This is a genomic window from Amycolatopsis sp. NPDC049252, assembly GCF_043197175.1.
Taxonomy (GTDB): domain Bacteria; phylum Actinomycetota; class Actinomycetes; order Mycobacteriales; family Pseudonocardiaceae; genus Amycolatopsis.
Genome location: NZ_JBICSQ010000023.1, coordinates 17,130 through 32,552, shown reverse-complemented (window position 1 = coordinate 32,552; position 15,423 = coordinate 17,130). Strand labels below are relative to the sequence as shown.

14 protein-coding genes are annotated in these 15,423 nt (G+C 69.6%); 7 read left to right on the top strand and 7 right to left on the bottom strand.

Annotation, left to right across the window (positions count from 1 at the left end; all coding sequences use genetic code 11):
- Nucleotides 1-84: 84 nt before the first annotated feature.
- The 4 genes from ACGFMK_RS24125 to ACGFMK_RS24110 form a co-directional block, all read right to left on the bottom strand.
- A complete protein-coding gene (locus tag ACGFMK_RS24125; RefSeq protein ID WP_392767164.1) occupies nucleotides 85-1,104 on the bottom strand; it encodes an NADP-dependent oxidoreductase in 1,020 nt (339 codons plus the stop codon).
- Nucleotides 1,105-1,301: 197 nt separating this feature from the next.
- Nucleotides 1,302-1,919, bottom strand: coding sequence for a TetR/AcrR family transcriptional regulator (locus ACGFMK_RS24120; protein WP_392767162.1), 618 nt, complete (start codon nucleotides 1,917-1,919; stop codon nucleotides 1,302-1,304).
- A gap of 118 nt (nucleotides 1,920-2,037) precedes the next feature.
- Complete coding sequence (locus ACGFMK_RS24115) at nucleotides 2,038-2,739, bottom strand: TetR/AcrR family transcriptional regulator (RefSeq protein ID WP_392767159.1); 702 nt, start codon at nucleotides 2,737-2,739, stop codon at nucleotides 2,038-2,040.
- A gap of 109 nt (nucleotides 2,740-2,848) precedes the next feature.
- The gene (locus tag ACGFMK_RS24110; RefSeq protein ID WP_392767156.1) at nucleotides 2,849-3,772 is read right to left on the bottom strand and encodes an NADP-dependent oxidoreductase; all 924 of its coding nucleotides are present in this window, start codon (nucleotides 3,770-3,772) and stop codon (nucleotides 2,849-2,851) included.
- A 72-nt stretch (nucleotides 3,773-3,844) separates the two neighbouring features.
- Here ACGFMK_RS24110 and ACGFMK_RS24105 point away from each other — a divergent pair, with 72 nt between their 5' ends.
- The 4 genes from ACGFMK_RS24105 (at nucleotide 3,845) to ACGFMK_RS24090 (ending at nucleotide 7,696) form a co-directional block, all read left to right on the top strand.
- Nucleotides 3,845-4,225 (top strand): winged helix-turn-helix transcriptional regulator, encoded by a 381-nt coding sequence (locus ACGFMK_RS24105; RefSeq protein WP_392767153.1) that lies wholly within the window; start codon nucleotides 3,845-3,847, stop codon nucleotides 4,223-4,225.
- 125 nt (nucleotides 4,226-4,350) lie between these two features.
- Nucleotides 4,351-6,021, top strand: coding sequence for a class I adenylate-forming enzyme family protein (locus ACGFMK_RS24100; RefSeq protein WP_392767150.1), 1,671 nt, complete (start codon nucleotides 4,351-4,353; stop codon nucleotides 6,019-6,021).
- A complete protein-coding gene (locus tag ACGFMK_RS24095) occupies nucleotides 6,018-6,899 on the top strand; it encodes an amidohydrolase family protein (protein ID WP_392767147.1) in 882 nt (293 codons plus the stop codon). The genes ACGFMK_RS24100 and ACGFMK_RS24095 overlap by 4 nt, the downstream gene beginning before the upstream one ends.
- On the top strand, nucleotides 6,899-7,696 hold the full coding sequence (locus tag ACGFMK_RS24090; RefSeq protein ID WP_392767145.1) for an SDR family oxidoreductase: 798 nt from the start codon (nucleotides 6,899-6,901) through the stop codon (nucleotides 7,694-7,696). Before ACGFMK_RS24095 ends, ACGFMK_RS24090 begins: the two co-directional genes overlap by 1 nt.
- A gap of 132 nt (nucleotides 7,697-7,828) precedes the next feature.
- Here ACGFMK_RS24090 and ACGFMK_RS24085 read toward each other — a convergent pair whose 3' ends face one another.
- Nucleotides 7,829-8,446, bottom strand: coding sequence for a hypothetical protein (locus ACGFMK_RS24085; protein ID WP_392767142.1), 618 nt, complete (start codon nucleotides 8,444-8,446; stop codon nucleotides 7,829-7,831).
- 572 nt (nucleotides 8,447-9,018) lie between these two features.
- Between ACGFMK_RS24085 and ACGFMK_RS24080 the strand changes: the two genes are divergently transcribed.
- Complete coding sequence (locus tag ACGFMK_RS24080; RefSeq protein WP_392767141.1) at nucleotides 9,019-11,826, top strand: BTAD domain-containing putative transcriptional regulator; 2,808 nt, start codon at nucleotides 9,019-9,021, stop codon at nucleotides 11,824-11,826.
- 79 nt (nucleotides 11,827-11,905) lie between these two features.
- Here the strand turns inward: ACGFMK_RS24080 and ACGFMK_RS24075 are convergent, their stop codons facing one another.
- Nucleotides 11,906-12,454 (bottom strand): RICIN domain-containing protein, encoded by a 549-nt coding sequence (locus ACGFMK_RS24075; RefSeq protein ID WP_392767139.1) that lies wholly within the window; start codon nucleotides 12,452-12,454, stop codon nucleotides 11,906-11,908.
- 374 nt (nucleotides 12,455-12,828) lie between these two features.
- On the opposite strand from ACGFMK_RS24075, the gene ACGFMK_RS24070 reads away from it, so the two are divergent.
- Nucleotides 12,829-13,548, top strand: a complete 720-nt coding sequence (locus ACGFMK_RS24070; RefSeq protein WP_392767137.1) for a DinB family protein — start codon at nucleotides 12,829-12,831, stop codon at nucleotides 13,546-13,548.
- 90 nt (nucleotides 13,549-13,638) lie between these two features.
- On the top strand, nucleotides 13,639-14,205 hold the full coding sequence (locus ACGFMK_RS24065) for a dihydrofolate reductase family protein (protein ID WP_392767135.1): 567 nt from the start codon (nucleotides 13,639-13,641) through the stop codon (nucleotides 14,203-14,205).
- A 37-nt stretch (nucleotides 14,206-14,242) separates the two neighbouring features.
- Here the strand turns inward: ACGFMK_RS24065 and ACGFMK_RS24060 are convergent, their stop codons facing one another.
- Complete coding sequence (locus tag ACGFMK_RS24060) at nucleotides 14,243-15,244, bottom strand: RNA polymerase subunit sigma-70 (protein WP_392767133.1); 1,002 nt, start codon at nucleotides 15,242-15,244, stop codon at nucleotides 14,243-14,245.
- Nucleotides 15,245-15,423 lie beyond the last annotated feature (179 nt).

Genomic DNA, 15,423 nt, shown 5'->3' with positions numbered 1-15,423 from the left:
GACCGATCCAGCATCCAGCGCGCTCTCCGCAACCACCCCGCGCCAGGCCAGGTGTCCCGGGTACTCCTGTGCCGTGGAGGCTTCTCAGACCTGGTCATCCGCCAAGCGGATGATCGCCTTTCCCGTGTTCGTACCGGTCAGCATGCCGGTGAACGCTGCGGGAACGGCCTCGATTCCTTGGCTGATCGTTTCTCGGTACGTGAGCTGGCCGTTCTCCAGCCACGTTCCCACCCGGGAATCGAAATCCTCCCGAAGGTCCTCGTGGTCGAAGGCGAGGAACCCCTGCAGACGGAGCCGTTTGGTCACGATCTTGAACGCGTTTACCGGCACTGCGCGATGCTCGGACGCGTTGTAGGCCGAGATGGTTCCGCACACCGCCACCCGCCCGAATTCATTGAGCACTTCGACCGCCGCGGCCAGGTGATCCGACCCCACGTTGTCGAAGAACACGTCCAGGCCGTCGGGAAACGCGCTCTGCAACTGCTGTAGTACGGGACCGTCCTTGTAGTTGAACGCCGCGTCGTATCCCAGTTCGTCGACGAGGTATTTCGTCTTTTCGGCGCTCCCTGCGCTTCCGACAACTCGTTTGGCGCCGGCGAGCGAGGCGAACTGCCCCGCCATGCTGCCTACGGCACCGGCCGCGCCGGACACGAAGACGGAGTCCCCGGGCTCGAAGCCCGCGGTGCGGAAGAGCCCGACGAAGGCCGCGAAGGCAGGTCCCCCCAGGACGCCGAGATAGTAGGAGCTCGGGTACCGGCCCTTGTCGACGACGCGGGCCGCCTTGGCTTCGACCACGGCGTGCTCTCTCCAGCCGGCTTGGTGCACGAGCCAAGCTCCCAGAGGGACCTCAGCGCTCCGTGTTTCGATGACCTCACCGACGGCGCCGCCGGTCATGGCCTCCCCGAGCTCGAACGGGGGAGCGTAGGACGGTACGTCGTCCATGCGTGGCCGAGTGTAGGGGTCGACCGAGAGGACGAGATTCCTCACCAGGCATTGACCCGGCTGCAGGGGCGGCAGGTCGCGCTCCACGAGCTGGTACGTCTCGGGGCCGGGGAGCCCGACAGGTCGTTGCACGAAGCGCCACTCGCGTGTCGTCAGAGACATCTGTCCTTCTTGGGGTGGGGCCGCCCGGTGGAGGCTGGACGATTTAATGATAGCTATGTCAGTATATTGAAGAGGGTCGCGCGGGCAAGTCATCGCTCCCACGAAGGGCTCGACCTGACTCGCCACCTGCGTGGCCCCCGGAAGCTCGACGGCAAACGTGTGGCGGGGGTGTGTCCGCAAGATCCCGGATCGAGGGCTTACGCGTTACCCGCGGGCGAGGACGACCCGTCGTCGTATCCGAGCGTGAGTGACCAGATCGCCGAGATCTCGTCCGCCATCTCGTCGGGCGTCCAGGGGTGGTTTTCCTGGTAAAAGGCGCGGGTGCTCTCGGAAAGCATGGCGGCGAGGACCTGCGCGAGGATCTCGGGATCAAGGCCAGGCGGCAAGCCGGGGGTCCCGGCGGAATCCATGCCGTGCACGATGCTGGTCGCGAGCTGCTGGAACCATTGGTCGCTCAGCTTCTTGAAGGTCGGTTCCAGGCTGCTGCGCTGATCGAGGAGCAGCCAAAGGTCGCGATCTTGGTCGTACGCTTCGACGAACCTGCGGACGGTCTCGCGCACGCTCGTCTCGGGTTCGTCCCACCGCCACGCGCTCTTCGCCTCGAGCGACAACCGAGCCATCGCGTCCGCGAGCAGGGCCTGCAGCACGGCCTCCTTGTTGGCGAAGTGCAGGTAAAACGAACCGTGCGCACGGCCGGCGCTTCGCACGATGTCGGCGACGCTGGTGAGGGCGTAGCCCTGCTCGGCGAACGCCTCCCGGGCCGCGCGCAGCAAGCGACGCCGCGTCTCGGCGTTGCGCTCCTTCTGCGTGGGCACGAGGAGCAGCGTACCGGGACTCGTCCTGCGACCGGTCGATCACCTGGTGCGCCGCGGAATGGGGCACCATCGAAGGAAGGGCGGATCCGGCGCGCCTTCGGGTTCGTCCGTCACCGGGTCAACCGGCTGCAGCGCCTCGTTTCGCGGAACCACTGATCTCCGCGACCGCGGTGTGAGGCCGATCGGACTCCTGGCTCACCTCGAACATGTCGCGCAGGCCGGCCAGATCCGCTTCCGTTATCGGCTGTCCGACGGCGCGGCACCAGACGACCGTCAAGTGCAGCGCGGTGACATCCGGGGATGCGGGGAGATTGCCGGTCCGGGCGAAGTAGAGACCCGTCGATGTCAGGAGGTTCGCCACCAGTTCGAGGTTCGGGTCGCGGGGGAGGAGTCCGTCGGGCCGTTCCTGGATGCTCCGCAGTATCGGCTCGACGTACATCTGCCGGAGCCGGGACCTCAATGACGCCGCACCTTCTTCGAGTGCGACCGCTTCCTCCAGCAACGACCACAGACTGCGTTCGGGCGTTATGAGGGCGAGGAAATCCCGGATCCCCATCCACATCGCATCGACCCTGGGTGCGGCGCGCCAGATTTCGCCGGTGTGCCGTCGAGTCTCGTCGGCCATGTCGTCGAGCAGGACCGATACGAGGTCCCGCTTGTTCTCGAAGTGGAGATAGAACGTCCCGTGTGCACGGTTCGCTCGTCGGGTGATCTGGGCGACCGAAGTGCGGGCGTAGCCCACTTCGCGAAGCAGTGAGGCGCCCGCTTCCAGCAGTGCGCCGCGGGTCTGCTCGTTTCTTTCCTGCTGCGTGCGTCGCACCGTTCCGCCCCTTGGCAATCTGGTTGACATCCGGTCGGCTGATGAGCGTATTCTCAGGTTACCACTTGATGACACTGCTGTCAGTAAGTGGTCGCGGTTCGCCGGGGAGTCAGACGGTGAGGACGAGCTTGCCCTGGAGGTGGCCGCTCTCGAGCACTCGGTGCGCATCGACGACGCGCTCGAAGGGGAAGGTCTCTTGCACGTGGACTCGAAGCTTGTCCTGTTCGACGAGCTCGACAAGACCGCGCAAGCCGACCGGGTCGGGATCGACCACGATGCCGCTGAAGCGCATGCCGGCTGCCGCGCAACGGGCGGCGAGCTCCGGATCGTCATCTTCCACTGCGGTCAGCAGATGACCGCCCGGGCGGAGCACCGCGATCGAGCGCTCGGCGGTGTGACCACCGATCGTGTCGAGCACGACGTCGATGTCGCGGACCGCCTCGGCGAAGTCGACGGCCGTGTAGTCGATGACCTCGTCGGCGCCGAGGTTCTCGACGAACTCGCGCTTGCTCCCGCTCGCGGTCGTGATCACGTACGCGCCGAGTGCCTTCGCGATCTGGATCGCGACGTGGCCGACTCCGCCGCCACCGCCGTGGACCAGGACGCGGTCGCCTGCGGTCACGTCGGCGAGGTCGACGAGACCCTGCCACGCCGTCAGCCCGACGGACGGCAGCGCCGCGGCTTCGATGTGCGAGAGCGCCGCCGGCTTGTGGGCCAGGTGCAGCGCGGGCGCCGACACGAACTCGGCGTACCCGCTCGCGATCCGCGGGAACAGCGGCATCCCGAACACTTCGTCGCCGGGCTTGAGCCGCCACGTGTGGGGCGCCTTCTCGACCACGCCGCTGATGTCCCAGCCGAGGGTGAACGGCAGCTGCACGGGCATCTCGCCGGCGCGCAGGCGCGTGTCCAACGGGTTCAGCCCGATCGCCTTGACGCGGACGAGGACCTCGGTCGGGATGGGCTGGGGCTCGGGCGCGTCCACGATGGTGAGCACCTCGGGGCCGCCGAACTCCTGCTGGGTGATGACTCGCATGACTCTCCTGGTATCGGAAGGGGCGTAGCCAGCCTATGTTCGCCATAGGAACTCGCAGGTACCTGAGGCGCCATGAGCGGTTTTGATCGCGGCGGCGGCTTTCTCGCCGACTGCCCGGCGCGCCTGACGGTCGAACTGCTTGCCGACAAGTGGTCCGCGGTCGTCCTCTACGGCCTCGGCGAGGGCCCGGTTCGCCATGGTGAGCTGGCCGAGCTGATCGGCGGCATCTCGAGGAAGGTGCTTACCCAGACGCTCCGGCGGCTTGAAGCGCACGGGCTCATCCGTCGCCACGCCTACGCCGGAGTGCCGCCCCGCGTCGACTACGAGCTCACTCCGCTCGGGTCGACGTTGCTTGAGCCGATTCGGGTGCTGACCGAGTGGGCGAGAGCGAACGGCGACGCGGTCCTCGATGCCCTCGACGCCGGCAGCGAGTCGGTCAGCGAGAGCGCCTGAGGTCTCTTGACACCCGCGGGGGACCTCGTCATGCTCGTCCGGGCAGTTAATGATAGAGATGTCAGTAAGTGCTCTCAACGGGTCGTCCGCCCCGGTGACGGACAGCAATCGTCGAAGGGATGGTCATGGCCATTACTCGGGAGGACACGCTTCTCACGCCGGAGCTGATCGAGGACTACACCGCGGCCGGCTACTGGTCGGAGACGACGCCGGCCGATCTGTTCAGGCGCAACGCGCAGGATTCCCCCGGCAAGGTCGCCTACGTCGATGACCGTTCGCAGGTCACCTGGGGTGAGGTGTGGCAGGTCAGCGGTGAGGTGGCGTCGGGTCTGGCCCGCCGGGGCGTGGGACGCGGGGACGTGGTGGCGGTGCAGCTGCCGAACCGGATCGAGTTCGTGCTGGTGCTGGCCGCTGTCGTTCGCCTGGGTGCGGTGTTCTGCCAGTTCCCGCCGGACTACCGGGCACGGGAGATCGAGTTCATCCTCCGGTTCTCCGAGGCGCACACCGTCGTGGTGCCCGACGTGTTCCGGGGTTTCGACCACACCGAGATGATCGAGGGGATCCGCGACCGGCTGCCCAAGCTGGTCAACACGGTCGCGGTGACCACTGGGGAATCCGCGACGGTGATCGAAAAGGATGCCTGGGTCACGCTGGCTGGGCTTCGTCGTGATCTGGATCCGGACGACCCTGCACCGGACCGGCCCGGTGACGCCAACGACGTCATGCGGATCGCGTTCACCTCGGGAACCACCGGTGAGCCCAAAGCCGTGATGCACACCGCCAACACCACGCTTTGCATGACTCGCCATGAGAACGAAGAGCGGGGCATCGACGGCGATGCCACCATCCTCGTACTCCTCCCCGTGGGCCTGAACGCCGGTTTCGGCACCGTCGTCCAGGTGGCGAACGCCAGGGCCCGGGGCGTGTTGATGGAGAAGTTCTCACCGGCCGGGCTGCTGGACCTGGTGGAGCGCCACCGGGTGACGACGTTCCTCGCCGCGCCGACTGCGGTCCTCGCCCTCCTGAGGGAGGACGGCCTCGACGGCAGGGACCTCTCCTCCTTGCGCATCGTGCAGACCGGCGGGTCGTCCACGCCGGTCAAGGTGCTCAGTGAGGCCAACGAACGGCTCGGCTGTCCCGTCGTCGATCTGTACGGAATGCTCGAGACCGGGGTGACCTCGTGCACCGACCCGGCCGAGCCCTACGAGGAATGGGTGGGCACGGTCGGCCGTCCCTACGAGTTCATGCGGGTCCGCATCCTCGATTCCGACGACGCGGACGCGCCCACCGGCGTCGAGGGCGAGATCGTGACGGCCGGCCCGACGATCTGCGTGGGGTACTACCGCAACCCGGACAAGAACAAGGAGAGCTGGACCCCCGACGGCTGGTTCCGCACCGGCGACCGCGGTCACCTCGATGTCAACGGCAGGCTCACCATCTCGGGTCGGTCCAAGGACATGATCATCCACGGCGGTGCGAACATCTGGCCCCGGGAGCTCGAGGAGATCCTGGTGCGGCACCCCGACGTCGCCGATGTCGCCGTGATCGGCATCCGCGACGACTACTTCGGTGAGAACACTTGCGCCTGCGTCATTCCCCGGCCGGGCGCGGAGCCCACTCTGGAGGACCTCGTCGCTTTCCTGGCGGACGAGGTCGCCAAGTACAAGCTCCCCCAACACCTCGAGCTGTTCGACGACTTCCCCCTCGGACCCACCGGCAAGGTCCTCAAGCGCGACCTCACCGACGAGGTCGAGGCACGACGCGCAGCGCACACCCCCGAAGGAACAGCACGATGACCACACCGCCCCGGCTGATCGACTTCCACTCCCACTGGGGCACCGAGCAAGGCTGGAAGGGCAGCCCGTTCGAGACCCGTGAGGCCCGGGAAGCGGTGCGTGGCTACTTCAAGTGGGACATGACCTTCGTCAGCGAGGAGGAGCAAGCGGTCCGGTTCCGTCAGGCCAACACCAAGGTGATGCTCGACCTCGCCTACACCTACAAGATGGACGTCGGTGCGATGCGGGACCAGCACGACTACGCGTTCGACTACACGCGCGCGCACTCCGACGTGGTGCTGGGAAACTGGATCGGCATCGATCCGACCCGGCCGGGCCACGTCAAGGAGCTGGAGCGTTGTCTCGGTGACGGTCCGGGCCTGGTCGGGGTGGGACTCCACCCGTTCTCCGCGGCGGGGACGCCGGACCAGCCGGGGTGGGAGGAATGCCTGAACCTGTGCGTCGAGGCCAACCGTCCGGTGCTGATCCTCGTGGGCATGTCGGCGAACGGTGCCGGGATGCGTGGCGGCATGGGCCTCGAGCTCGACAGCTGTCACCCGCGACACGTCGACCGCGTCGCCGCGCGGTATCCGGACCTGAACGTCATCGCGGCGCGGGTGGCGTGGCCGTGGCAGTCGGAGATGATCGCGATCGCGCTGCACAAGGCCAACGTCTGGATGGAGCTGCATGGCTGGTCGCCGCGCTACTACCCCGACGAGCTCAAGCGCGAGATCGGCAAACGGCTTCGCAAGAAGGTCTTCTTCGCCGCCGACTACCCGATGCTCAGCCACGAACGGCTGGTTCGGGAATGGCGGGAGCAGGGCTTCGCGCCGGACGTTCTCGACGACGTCTTCCACGGAAACGCCGAATCGTTCCTGACCTCGATCGGAGTCGGCTGATGGACCTCGGGCTGACCGGCAAGGTGGCCATCGTCGGCGGCGGAAGCGACGGGCTGGGCTTCGAGATCGCCGATCGACTGCTCGACGAGGGTGCCTTCGTGACGATCTTCGGACGACGTGCGGAGAAGGCCGCCGCGGCCGTTGAAGAGCTTTCTCGCCGGCACGGAGATGACCGGATCCTGGGGCTGGCCGCCGACTGTGCGAACGCGGACGACATCGACCGGGTCACGGCTTCGACGGTCGCACGGTTCGGAGCAGCCGTGCACGTCCTCGTCACCAACGACGGCGGGCCGCCCGTCCGCCCCATCTCGGAGCTGACCGACGACGTCTGGATGACGGCTTTCGCCCGGCACTTCTTCTACGTGGTGCGGTCCGTGCGGGCCACACTGCCGCACATGACGGCCGAAGGCGGCAGCATCCTCAACGTCGTCTCCGCGGTCGTCGAGCGCCCGGCCGTCACCATGGCAGCCCCGGTCGCGGTCTGGTCCGCGGTGATCGGCTACGCCAAGACCCTGGCCCTGGAGGTCGGCGAGCACAACATCAACGTCAACACCCTGATGGCCGGGCTCTTCGACACACAGCTCGTCGACAAGATGATCGACCGGCAGCCGGAGCTTTCCAAAGGCGGACTCGGGGGCAGGGTGCCGATAGGACGAATCGGGAAACCGCACGAGTTCGCGAACATGGTCGCGACGCTCGTGTCGCCCAACTCGAGATTCGTTACGGGGTCGGTGATCCCCGTGGACGGCGGGTCCCTCGTCGGGGCGGGCTTCGGCTCGGCGCACACCCCGGCGTGAAAGCATGTCTCCGCCGGTGGAGGCGAGGAATTCGGGCGCCGGGCAGGGGACCGGAGCCTGGCGGCTCAGGATGGTCTCGGCAGGTTGGTGCTGGCGAAATCGACCTGCGCCGACGCCGTCGTCCAGGTGAGGTCAGGCCTGCCCGGCCTGCGCCCGCGCGATCACGTCGCGGACACGCCCAGCCTCCGGCACGGCGACCAGACCCGTCAACATCAGGGATCCCGACGAAGAAAAGGGCTTTACCGGTGTACGGCCAAACCGGCCGAAGTCGATCGTCCCGCTGCCGTCCCGCCGGATCCGGGCGACCGGCGGCGGCAGCGTGCCGAGACACACCGACGCACGCGTCCTCCCCGAGAACCGATCGGCCAGCACAATCCGCCGGTCGGTCACGACATACTCACCATTGCGCCGCGCTCGCAACCTGACGGCGACCGGAACCCAGACGAACACGACACCGCACACCCCGAGAGCCCATTCGAACGGCGACAGCGTGTGGCGCCTGGCCAACGGGACCACGACGGCCATGATCACCCAGAACAGGCCGAACCCGGACTGGTACCAGTCGAACCGCGCGAGGATGAACCGCTGCGGCCGTCCCGACCACAGCAGCCGCTCACCCGGCAACAGAACATTCGTCGGCACACCCACGGCGACCTCCCGGCGTTCGTTGCCGGACTGACGCCCGGAAAGGCCCTGCGGGTTGCCCAGGCGGCGGAACTGCCCGGTTCCGGCTGAGCCGGCGCTGGACACCGGAGCCGCTCGGAAGACCGCATCGCGGCACCGTCGCGGAATTCGACCACCTCACACGACCACACCATCATCCCTTCGCGTCCGGTCACCGCGCCCATCACGACGATGTCCTAGCTGCTGACCGGATGCAGCACCTGTCCGACGTTCTCGCGCCGGACGTGACGCGGTGAGCGCCACCGACGTACGCCTGCGGCGGCTGCCGCTGGTCGACCGCCCCCTCCGCCGCGAGATGACAAAGGCCTGACCTTCATGTCCTGCGCGACGTGACCGAGTGAGTACGAACGCGGCTCGGCGCACTGGCGCGGGACATGCCAGGCGTTACGGCGCGCCCGGGTCGCTGTCCCGGACGGCTTTCAGCGGCACCGGCAGCGACGCAATACTTCCGCCCGCAGGTCATGCGCGCGCTCATGCCGCTGATCGTCCGTTCACGTCGGGTCTTGTTGATGTGCGGCTCATTGCTCCGCACGGCGGGGCGCGGTTCGCCCGGTCGTGGGTTGTGCCGGCGGGCCCGGGCGGATAGGTATGTCTGCGGCGGATCGAGTCGGATGGTGCGGCTTCGACGGGGGGCTCGTGTGACGGTGGAATTCCGCTTGCTCGGCGAGGTCGAGGCCGCCGTCGACGGCGCGCCGGTCGCCATCGGCTTCGCCCAGCTGCGCTGTCTGCTGGCGGTGCTGCTGGTGGAGGCCAACCACGTCGTGTCGGTCGACCAGCTGCTCGATCGGGCTTGGCGGCCAGACCGCCTTCCCCGGCACCCGCGCGACGCCGTTCACCAGCGCATTGCGTTGGTGCGCAAGGCCATCGCCGCCGTGCCTGGTGTCGCCGTCACGACCCACCCGGCCGGTTACCGGCTCGTCGTCGATCCGCAACTCGTCGACCTGCACCGGTTCCGGGCTCTCGTCGAGCAGTCCCGCGCCGGCAGGCACGACGACGACGCCGTGGCTGCGTTCACCCAGGCGTTCGGGCTGTGGCGGGGAGATCCCCTCGCGGGCGTGACGGACACGGCCTGGGTCGCTTCGGTGCGCACCACGCTCCTGCAGCAGCGCCACGCGGTCGAGCTCGACCTCGCCGACATCCGGCTGCGCCGGGGGCAGCACGCCGGCTTGCTCGCCGAGCTGTCCGACCGCGTGGAGCGTCATCCGCTCGACGAACGCCTCGCCGGCCAGTTCCTGCTCGCTCTCTACCGCAGCGGCCGGCAGGCCGACGCGCTCGCGCGGTACGAACAGCTTCGCCGCGATCTCGCCGACGAGCTCGGCGTGCACCCGAGCCCGCCATTGCGGCAGCTGTACCAGCAGATCCTCCACGCCGCCCCCGAGCTGGCCGTGCCGGCGGCCCGCCCCGAGCCGGCGACCACGCCGGTGCCACGACAACTGCCGGCCCCACCGCGGCTGTTCACCGGCCGCGCCGCCGAACTGGCCCGGCTGGACGCCCTCCTGGACGACCAGCCGGACACGGGCGGCTCGGTGGTGATCGCCGCGATCGGCGGGACCGGCGGGATCGGCAAGACCTGGCTGGCGCTGCACTGGGCCCACACCCGCCTCGACCGGTTCCCGGACGGGCAGCTCCACGTCGACCTGCGTGGTTTCGACCCCGCCGGGCAACCCGTTCCCCTGGTGACGGCGGTGCGCGGCTTCCTGGACGGCCTCGGGGTGGACCCGGCCACCATCCCGGTCGACCCGGACGCCCAGGTGCGGCTGTACCGCAGCCTGGTGGCCGGCAAGCGCATGGTGATCGTGCTGGACAACGCCCGCGACACGGCACACGCCGGCCCGCTGGTGCCCGGCAGCCCCACCTGCACGGTGCTCGTCACCAGCCGGCGCCACCTCGGCGGACTGGTCACCGCCCACGGTGCGCACTGCCTCGACCTGGACGTCATCCCCGAGCACGAGGCCCGTGACCTGCTCACCCGCCACCTCGGCCACGACCGGGTCGCCGCCGAACCCGAGGCGGTCGACGAGCTGGTGGCCAGCTGCGCGGGCCTGCCGCTGGCGCTGGGCATCGTGGCCGCCCGCGCCACCCGCCACCCCGGCTTTCCCCTGGCCGTCCTCGCGAACGAGCTGCGCGACCGGTCCGGTCGCCTGGACGCCTTGGACCCCGGCGATCCGCAGACGGCGCTGCGCACGGTCCTGTCCTGGTCCCACCACGCGCTGTCCGACGCGGCCGGGATCGCGTTCGGCCTGCTGAGCCTGGCCCCGGGCCCCGACATCGGCCTGCCCGCCGCCGCCGGCCTGCTGGCTCGGCCGGCGGCCGCGACCCGGGCGCTGCTCAACGAGCTGGAGAACGCGTGCCTGGTCCAGCAGCCCACCCCCGGCCGGTACCGGATGCACGACCTGGTCCGCCTCCACGCCGCCGAATACGCCACCCAGCGGCACGGCCCGGCCGAACGGGAGACGGTGCTGCGGCGCGTGCTCGACTTCTACCTCCACATCGCCCACGCCGCCGACCGGCGGCTGGATTCCCGCCGCCCGGCGGTCCGGCTCGAGGCACGTGCCCCCGGCGCGAAACCCCACGAGCCGCCGGACATGCCGGCGGCGATGGCCTGGTTCGAGACCGAGCACGCCAACCTGACGGCCGCCCAGCGAGCGGCCCTCGACCACGGCTGGCACCTCCGGGTCTGGCGGCTGGCCTGGGTCCTGACCACCTTCCACGCCCGGCGCGGACACCGGGAAGACGATCTTTCCGCGTGGCGGGCCGCGGTGGGCGCCGCCGCGCACCTGCCCGACCTCGCCGCCGCCCGCGCGCACCGCTACCTCGGTCGCGCCCAGGGCGAGCTGGACCGTCACGAAGACGCGAGCCGTCACCTGCACCAGGCCCTCGCCCTGGCGGAGCGCCGTCGCGACACCGCCGAGCAGGCTCTCGCCCACCACCAGCTCGCCCGGGCCTGGGAGCGGCGGCAGGACCACCGCCGAGCCCTCGAGCACGCCACCCGGGCGCTGGACCTGTGCCGCGCCCTCGGCCGGCCGGACTGGGAAGCCAACGCGCTCAACGGCGTGGGCTGGCACGCCTCCCGGCTCGGTGACCACGACACCGCTCGCGCCCACTGCCAGGCCGCGCTGGCCCTGCACCGCCGGCACCACAACCCCAGCGGCGAGGCGGACACCCTGGACAGCCTCGGCTACATCGACCACCACACCGGCCACCACGACCGGGCCGTCGACCACTACCGGCAGGCGCTCACGCTCTTCCGCCGGCTGGGCAACACCTACGAGTCCGCCGCCACCCTCGACCGGCTCGGCCACCCGTACGTCGCCCTCGGCCGGCACGAGCAGGCCCGGGCGGTCTGGCAGGAAGCGGCGGAGCTGTACGGAGCGCACGGACGCGACTCCGACGCCGCCCAGGTCCGGCGACGGCTGAAGACCCTCGACGATCAGGGTTCTCGGTGACCCCGGTGGAGCCGGAACGAGGATCCCGCGCCGTTCGCGGCTCGCGAGATCCTCGCCCGTTCACCTCACCCGCGGATCACTAGCTGTACGGGCGCCACATGAACTCGCCGCTCTGTGCGCAGGTCCACTGGATGACCCAGGCACCCTTGTTCGTCCGGGCGCCGCCGACCGCCACGCACTTGCCGCTGTTGACGTTCACGAACTGGTAGGCGCCCGCGAACGCCGGCGACGTCGCCGGCACCAGGGTGAAGACCTCCGCGGGGGTGTCGACGCAGGCGTAGATGCCGACCTGGGCGTTGTCGTTGGTGTCGCCGCGCCAGATGGACAGGCACTGGCCGTTGTGTTCGTTGACGAGCCGGTAGTTGTTGCCGCCGACGTTCACGGCGTCCCAGAAGATGGTGTAGTCGCCGTCATCGCAGCCTTCCTGGCGGTTCGCGCCCCGCGATTCCACGTCGTAGGCCAGGCACAGCCCGCTGTTGGCGTTGGCCCACCGGTAGGTGCCGTCGGCGACGACACCGGCCGGCGAGGCCGTCCCGAAGGTCGCCGCCGTCGCCGGAACCACGACACCGACGGCCGCGGTGACGGCCATGGCGACCGCGGTGACGGCACGGATCAGACCACGTCTCATGCTCTCCCCTTTCTCGGCGCCCACCGGATCACCCGCAGCCGACGTGGCCGATCCGGTGGGCTCATCGGCCCTGCCCAGCGGCAGCGGCCCGCCGATCAAGGTGCCCGGCCGAGCCGTAGAAAGTCTTTGGTGGCCCTTTAGTGCCCTGGTCACGGTCACCGCAGCCGGCCGGAGCCGGCGCAGACCGGCGGCACGGAGTCCAGGTGCCGGGGATCGTGGCGAAAGTGACGATGTCTTGACCCACCTGCGGGGTGCGGAAGAGGACATGGTGCGCACCGCCGCGGCCGTGCCGACCTCCGGCCGACTCTCTTCACGGGCGGAGGGACTTCCTTGCGCGCCGCGGATTGTCGGTGCCCGGACCTAGTATGTGCAGCATGACGCGGTACTTCGACGAGGATCTGCGCGGTGCTGAGTTCCGTGAGTGTGATCTGACCGGGACGCGCCTGATCGGCGTCGTCATGCAGGATGCCGTGATCGACGGGCTCGTCACCGACCTCGTGGTGAACGGGGTCGAGGTCACCGGGTACGTCGAGGCGGAGCTCGACCGGCGTCATCCGGTGCGGGTGCTGGTCCGCTCCGAAGAGCCGGCCGATCTGCGCGAGGCGTCACGTCAGCTTCATGCCGCCTGGGCCGCCACGATCGAGCGAATCCGCCGTACGCCCGGCATCGAGCGCCGCAGTGTGAACGGCGAGTGGTCGGCGGTGGAGACGCTGCGCCACCTGGTCTTCGTCCACGACTCGTGGTTCCGGCGCTGCTGCCTGGGCTCGACGGAGCTGTTCACGCCGATGGGCATCGGGCCGGCCGTCGAGCCCTACCGCGGCGCGCACGGGATCGTCCTCTCGGTCGATCCGGGCCTCGACGAGATCGTCAGCGTGCGCGACGCCCAGGCCGCCGAGCTCCAGGCCTGGCTCGACGACGTCACCGCCGCGCAGCTCGCCGCACCAGCGCCGGTGCCCGACGACGACGTCTGGCCGCCGTACGCCCGGGGCCGATCGGTGCGGCAGTGCCTCGGCACGGTGCTCCGCGAGACCTTCGAGCACCACGGCTTCTGCGTCCGCGACCTCGACCTGATCGAGGCACCGGACGCCGGGTAGGACCGGCCGTCCACGAAGAACACGCACCGATCAGGTTTGTGCGCCGCGCCCGTCTGTACGTGTGAGATCCCCTCACGAGAGGCTGGCACGATGCGGAAACTGATCTTCGGCATGAACGTGACCCTGGACGGCTACATCGCCGCGACCGGCGACGACATCGGCTGGAGCGGGCCGCCGGACGACGAGCTGTTCCGGTGGTGGCTCGACCAGGAGCTGGCGAGCGATCTGACGCTGTACGGGCGCAAGCTGTGGGAGGCGATGAGCTCCTACTGGCCGACCGGCGACCAGCAGCCCGGCGCCACCCCGGCGCAGATCGAGTTCGCGCGGAACTGGCGGGACACGCCGAAGGTGGTGTTCTCCTCGACGATCGACAAGGTCGGCTGGAACACCCGCCTGGTCACCGGCGACGCGGTCGCCGAGATCTCCCGGCTCAAGGCCGAGGACGGCGGGCCGGCGAGAGTGGGTGGTGCGACGCTGGCCGGTGCGGCCGTGCGGGCCGGGCTGGTCGACGAGTACCAGATCGTCACCCATCCGGTCCTGGTGGGCGGCGGCACGCCGTTCCTCACCGCGCTGGACAGCTGGGTGAACGTGAACCTCGTGGAGTCGCGGACGCTTCCCGGCGGCGTGGTGCTGGCCCGGTACGAGACGAGGCGATGAGCACGGTCCGCCGGCGACGCCGGCGGGGCTGGGGTGATCACAGTGTCGGAGGCAGGTCCAGCCACGGTGTGCCGGTGACCTCGAATCCGGTGAGCTCGGCGATCTTCCCGTCGGCGATGCGCAGGACCGCGATGTTCAGCAACCGGTACTCCGGATCACCGGGAGTGCGCAGGTACAGCGCGGCGGCCGGCATGCGGTTGACCGTCGTGGCGACGCCGCGCCAGTCGTCCTTGCCGCGCCGGAAGAGCCCACCGGCGACCCAGCCGTCCACCGCGTCCTTGGCCGTCCTGACCACGGCCCCCGGATCGGGCAGCATCGCGAAGCGCAGGTCGTCGCGCAGCAGGGCCGTCAGCCCGTCGAGGTCGTTGCGCTCGTGGGCGTCGATGTAGGACTTCAGCACCCGGCGCTCGTCATCCGACAGCTCGTGGGTGGCGGGGCTTCGCCAGTCGAGGCGGCGGCCGGGCAGCTGCTCGCGCATCGTCACGCGCGCCCGCTGCAGCGCGCTGGTCACCGACGCGACGGTCAGCTCGAGGGCGCCGGCGGCCTTCGACGCCGGCCAGCCGAGGACGTCGCGCAGGATGAGCACCGCCCGCTGCCGCGGCGGCAGGTGCTGGACGGCGACGACGAACGCCAGCTCGATCGTCTCCCGCGCCACCACCGATTCCTGCGGGTCCTCGGGGAGCATCCGGTCGGGGTACGGCTGCAGGTGAGGCACTTCGGAGTCGGGCAGCTCGGACGGCACGGCCGTGCGGTCGCTCCGCTTGTCCAGGAAGTCGAGGCAGACGTTGGTCGCGATCCGGTACAGCCAGGTCCGCAGCGCGGCGTGGCCCTTGAACGTCTCCCGCTTGCGCCACGCCCGCAGGAACGTCTCCTGCGTCATGTCCTGGGCGTCCTCGTAGTTCGCGAGCATCCGGTAGCAGTGCACCTGCAGCTCGCGCCGGTGACGCTCCGTGATGAGCGCGAACCGCGTCGGATCGCCGGAGCGGACCGCCGAGAGGAACGTGGCCTCGTCGGCGCCCAGCGGCCTGGCGTCGGTCATGGTCGTCGATCCTTCCACCGGTACGAGGGGGCTACCAGAACTGACGACGTGGCGGCGGATTTCTGATCGGTGCGGGGCCGCCGTCCACCTCGTCCAGCCCGGTCGAATCGGGTGGACCGTTCTGCCGGATCGGCCGCGGGATGCGACAGTGAACGGTGTGGATCTGTCTCGGGCGGAAC

Coding starts and splice junctions, on each gene's coding strand:
- ACGFMK_RS24095 (WP_392767147.1), top strand. CDS start 6,018: ATGACCACACCGCCCCGGCTGATCGACTTCCACTCCCACTGGGGCACC.
- ACGFMK_RS24105 (WP_392767153.1), top strand. CDS start 3,845: ATGAGCGGTTTTGATCGCGGCGGCGGCTTTCTCGCCGACTGCCCGGCG.
- ACGFMK_RS24110 (WP_392767156.1), bottom strand. CDS start 3,772: ATGCGAGTCATCACCCAGCAGGAGTTCGGCGGCCCCGAGGTGCTCACC.
- ACGFMK_RS24070 (WP_392767137.1), top strand. CDS start 12,829: ATGACGCGGTACTTCGACGAGGATCTGCGCGGTGCTGAGTTCCGTGAG.
- ACGFMK_RS24060 (WP_392767133.1), bottom strand. CDS start 15,244: ATGACCGACGCCAGGCCGCTGGGCGCCGACGAGGCCACGTTCCTCTCG.
- ACGFMK_RS24090 (WP_392767145.1), top strand. CDS start 6,899: ATGGACCTCGGGCTGACCGGCAAGGTGGCCATCGTCGGCGGCGGAAGC.
- ACGFMK_RS24125 (WP_392767164.1), bottom strand. CDS start 1,104: ATGTCTCTGACGACACGCGAGTGGCGCTTCGTGCAACGACCTGTCGGG.
- ACGFMK_RS24065 (WP_392767135.1), top strand. CDS start 13,639: ATGCGGAAACTGATCTTCGGCATGAACGTGACCCTGGACGGCTACATC.
- ACGFMK_RS24075 (WP_392767139.1), bottom strand. CDS start 12,454: ATGAGACGTGGTCTGATCCGTGCCGTCACCGCGGTCGCCATGGCCGTC.
- ACGFMK_RS24100 (WP_392767150.1), top strand. CDS start 4,351: ATGGCCATTACTCGGGAGGACACGCTTCTCACGCCGGAGCTGATCGAG.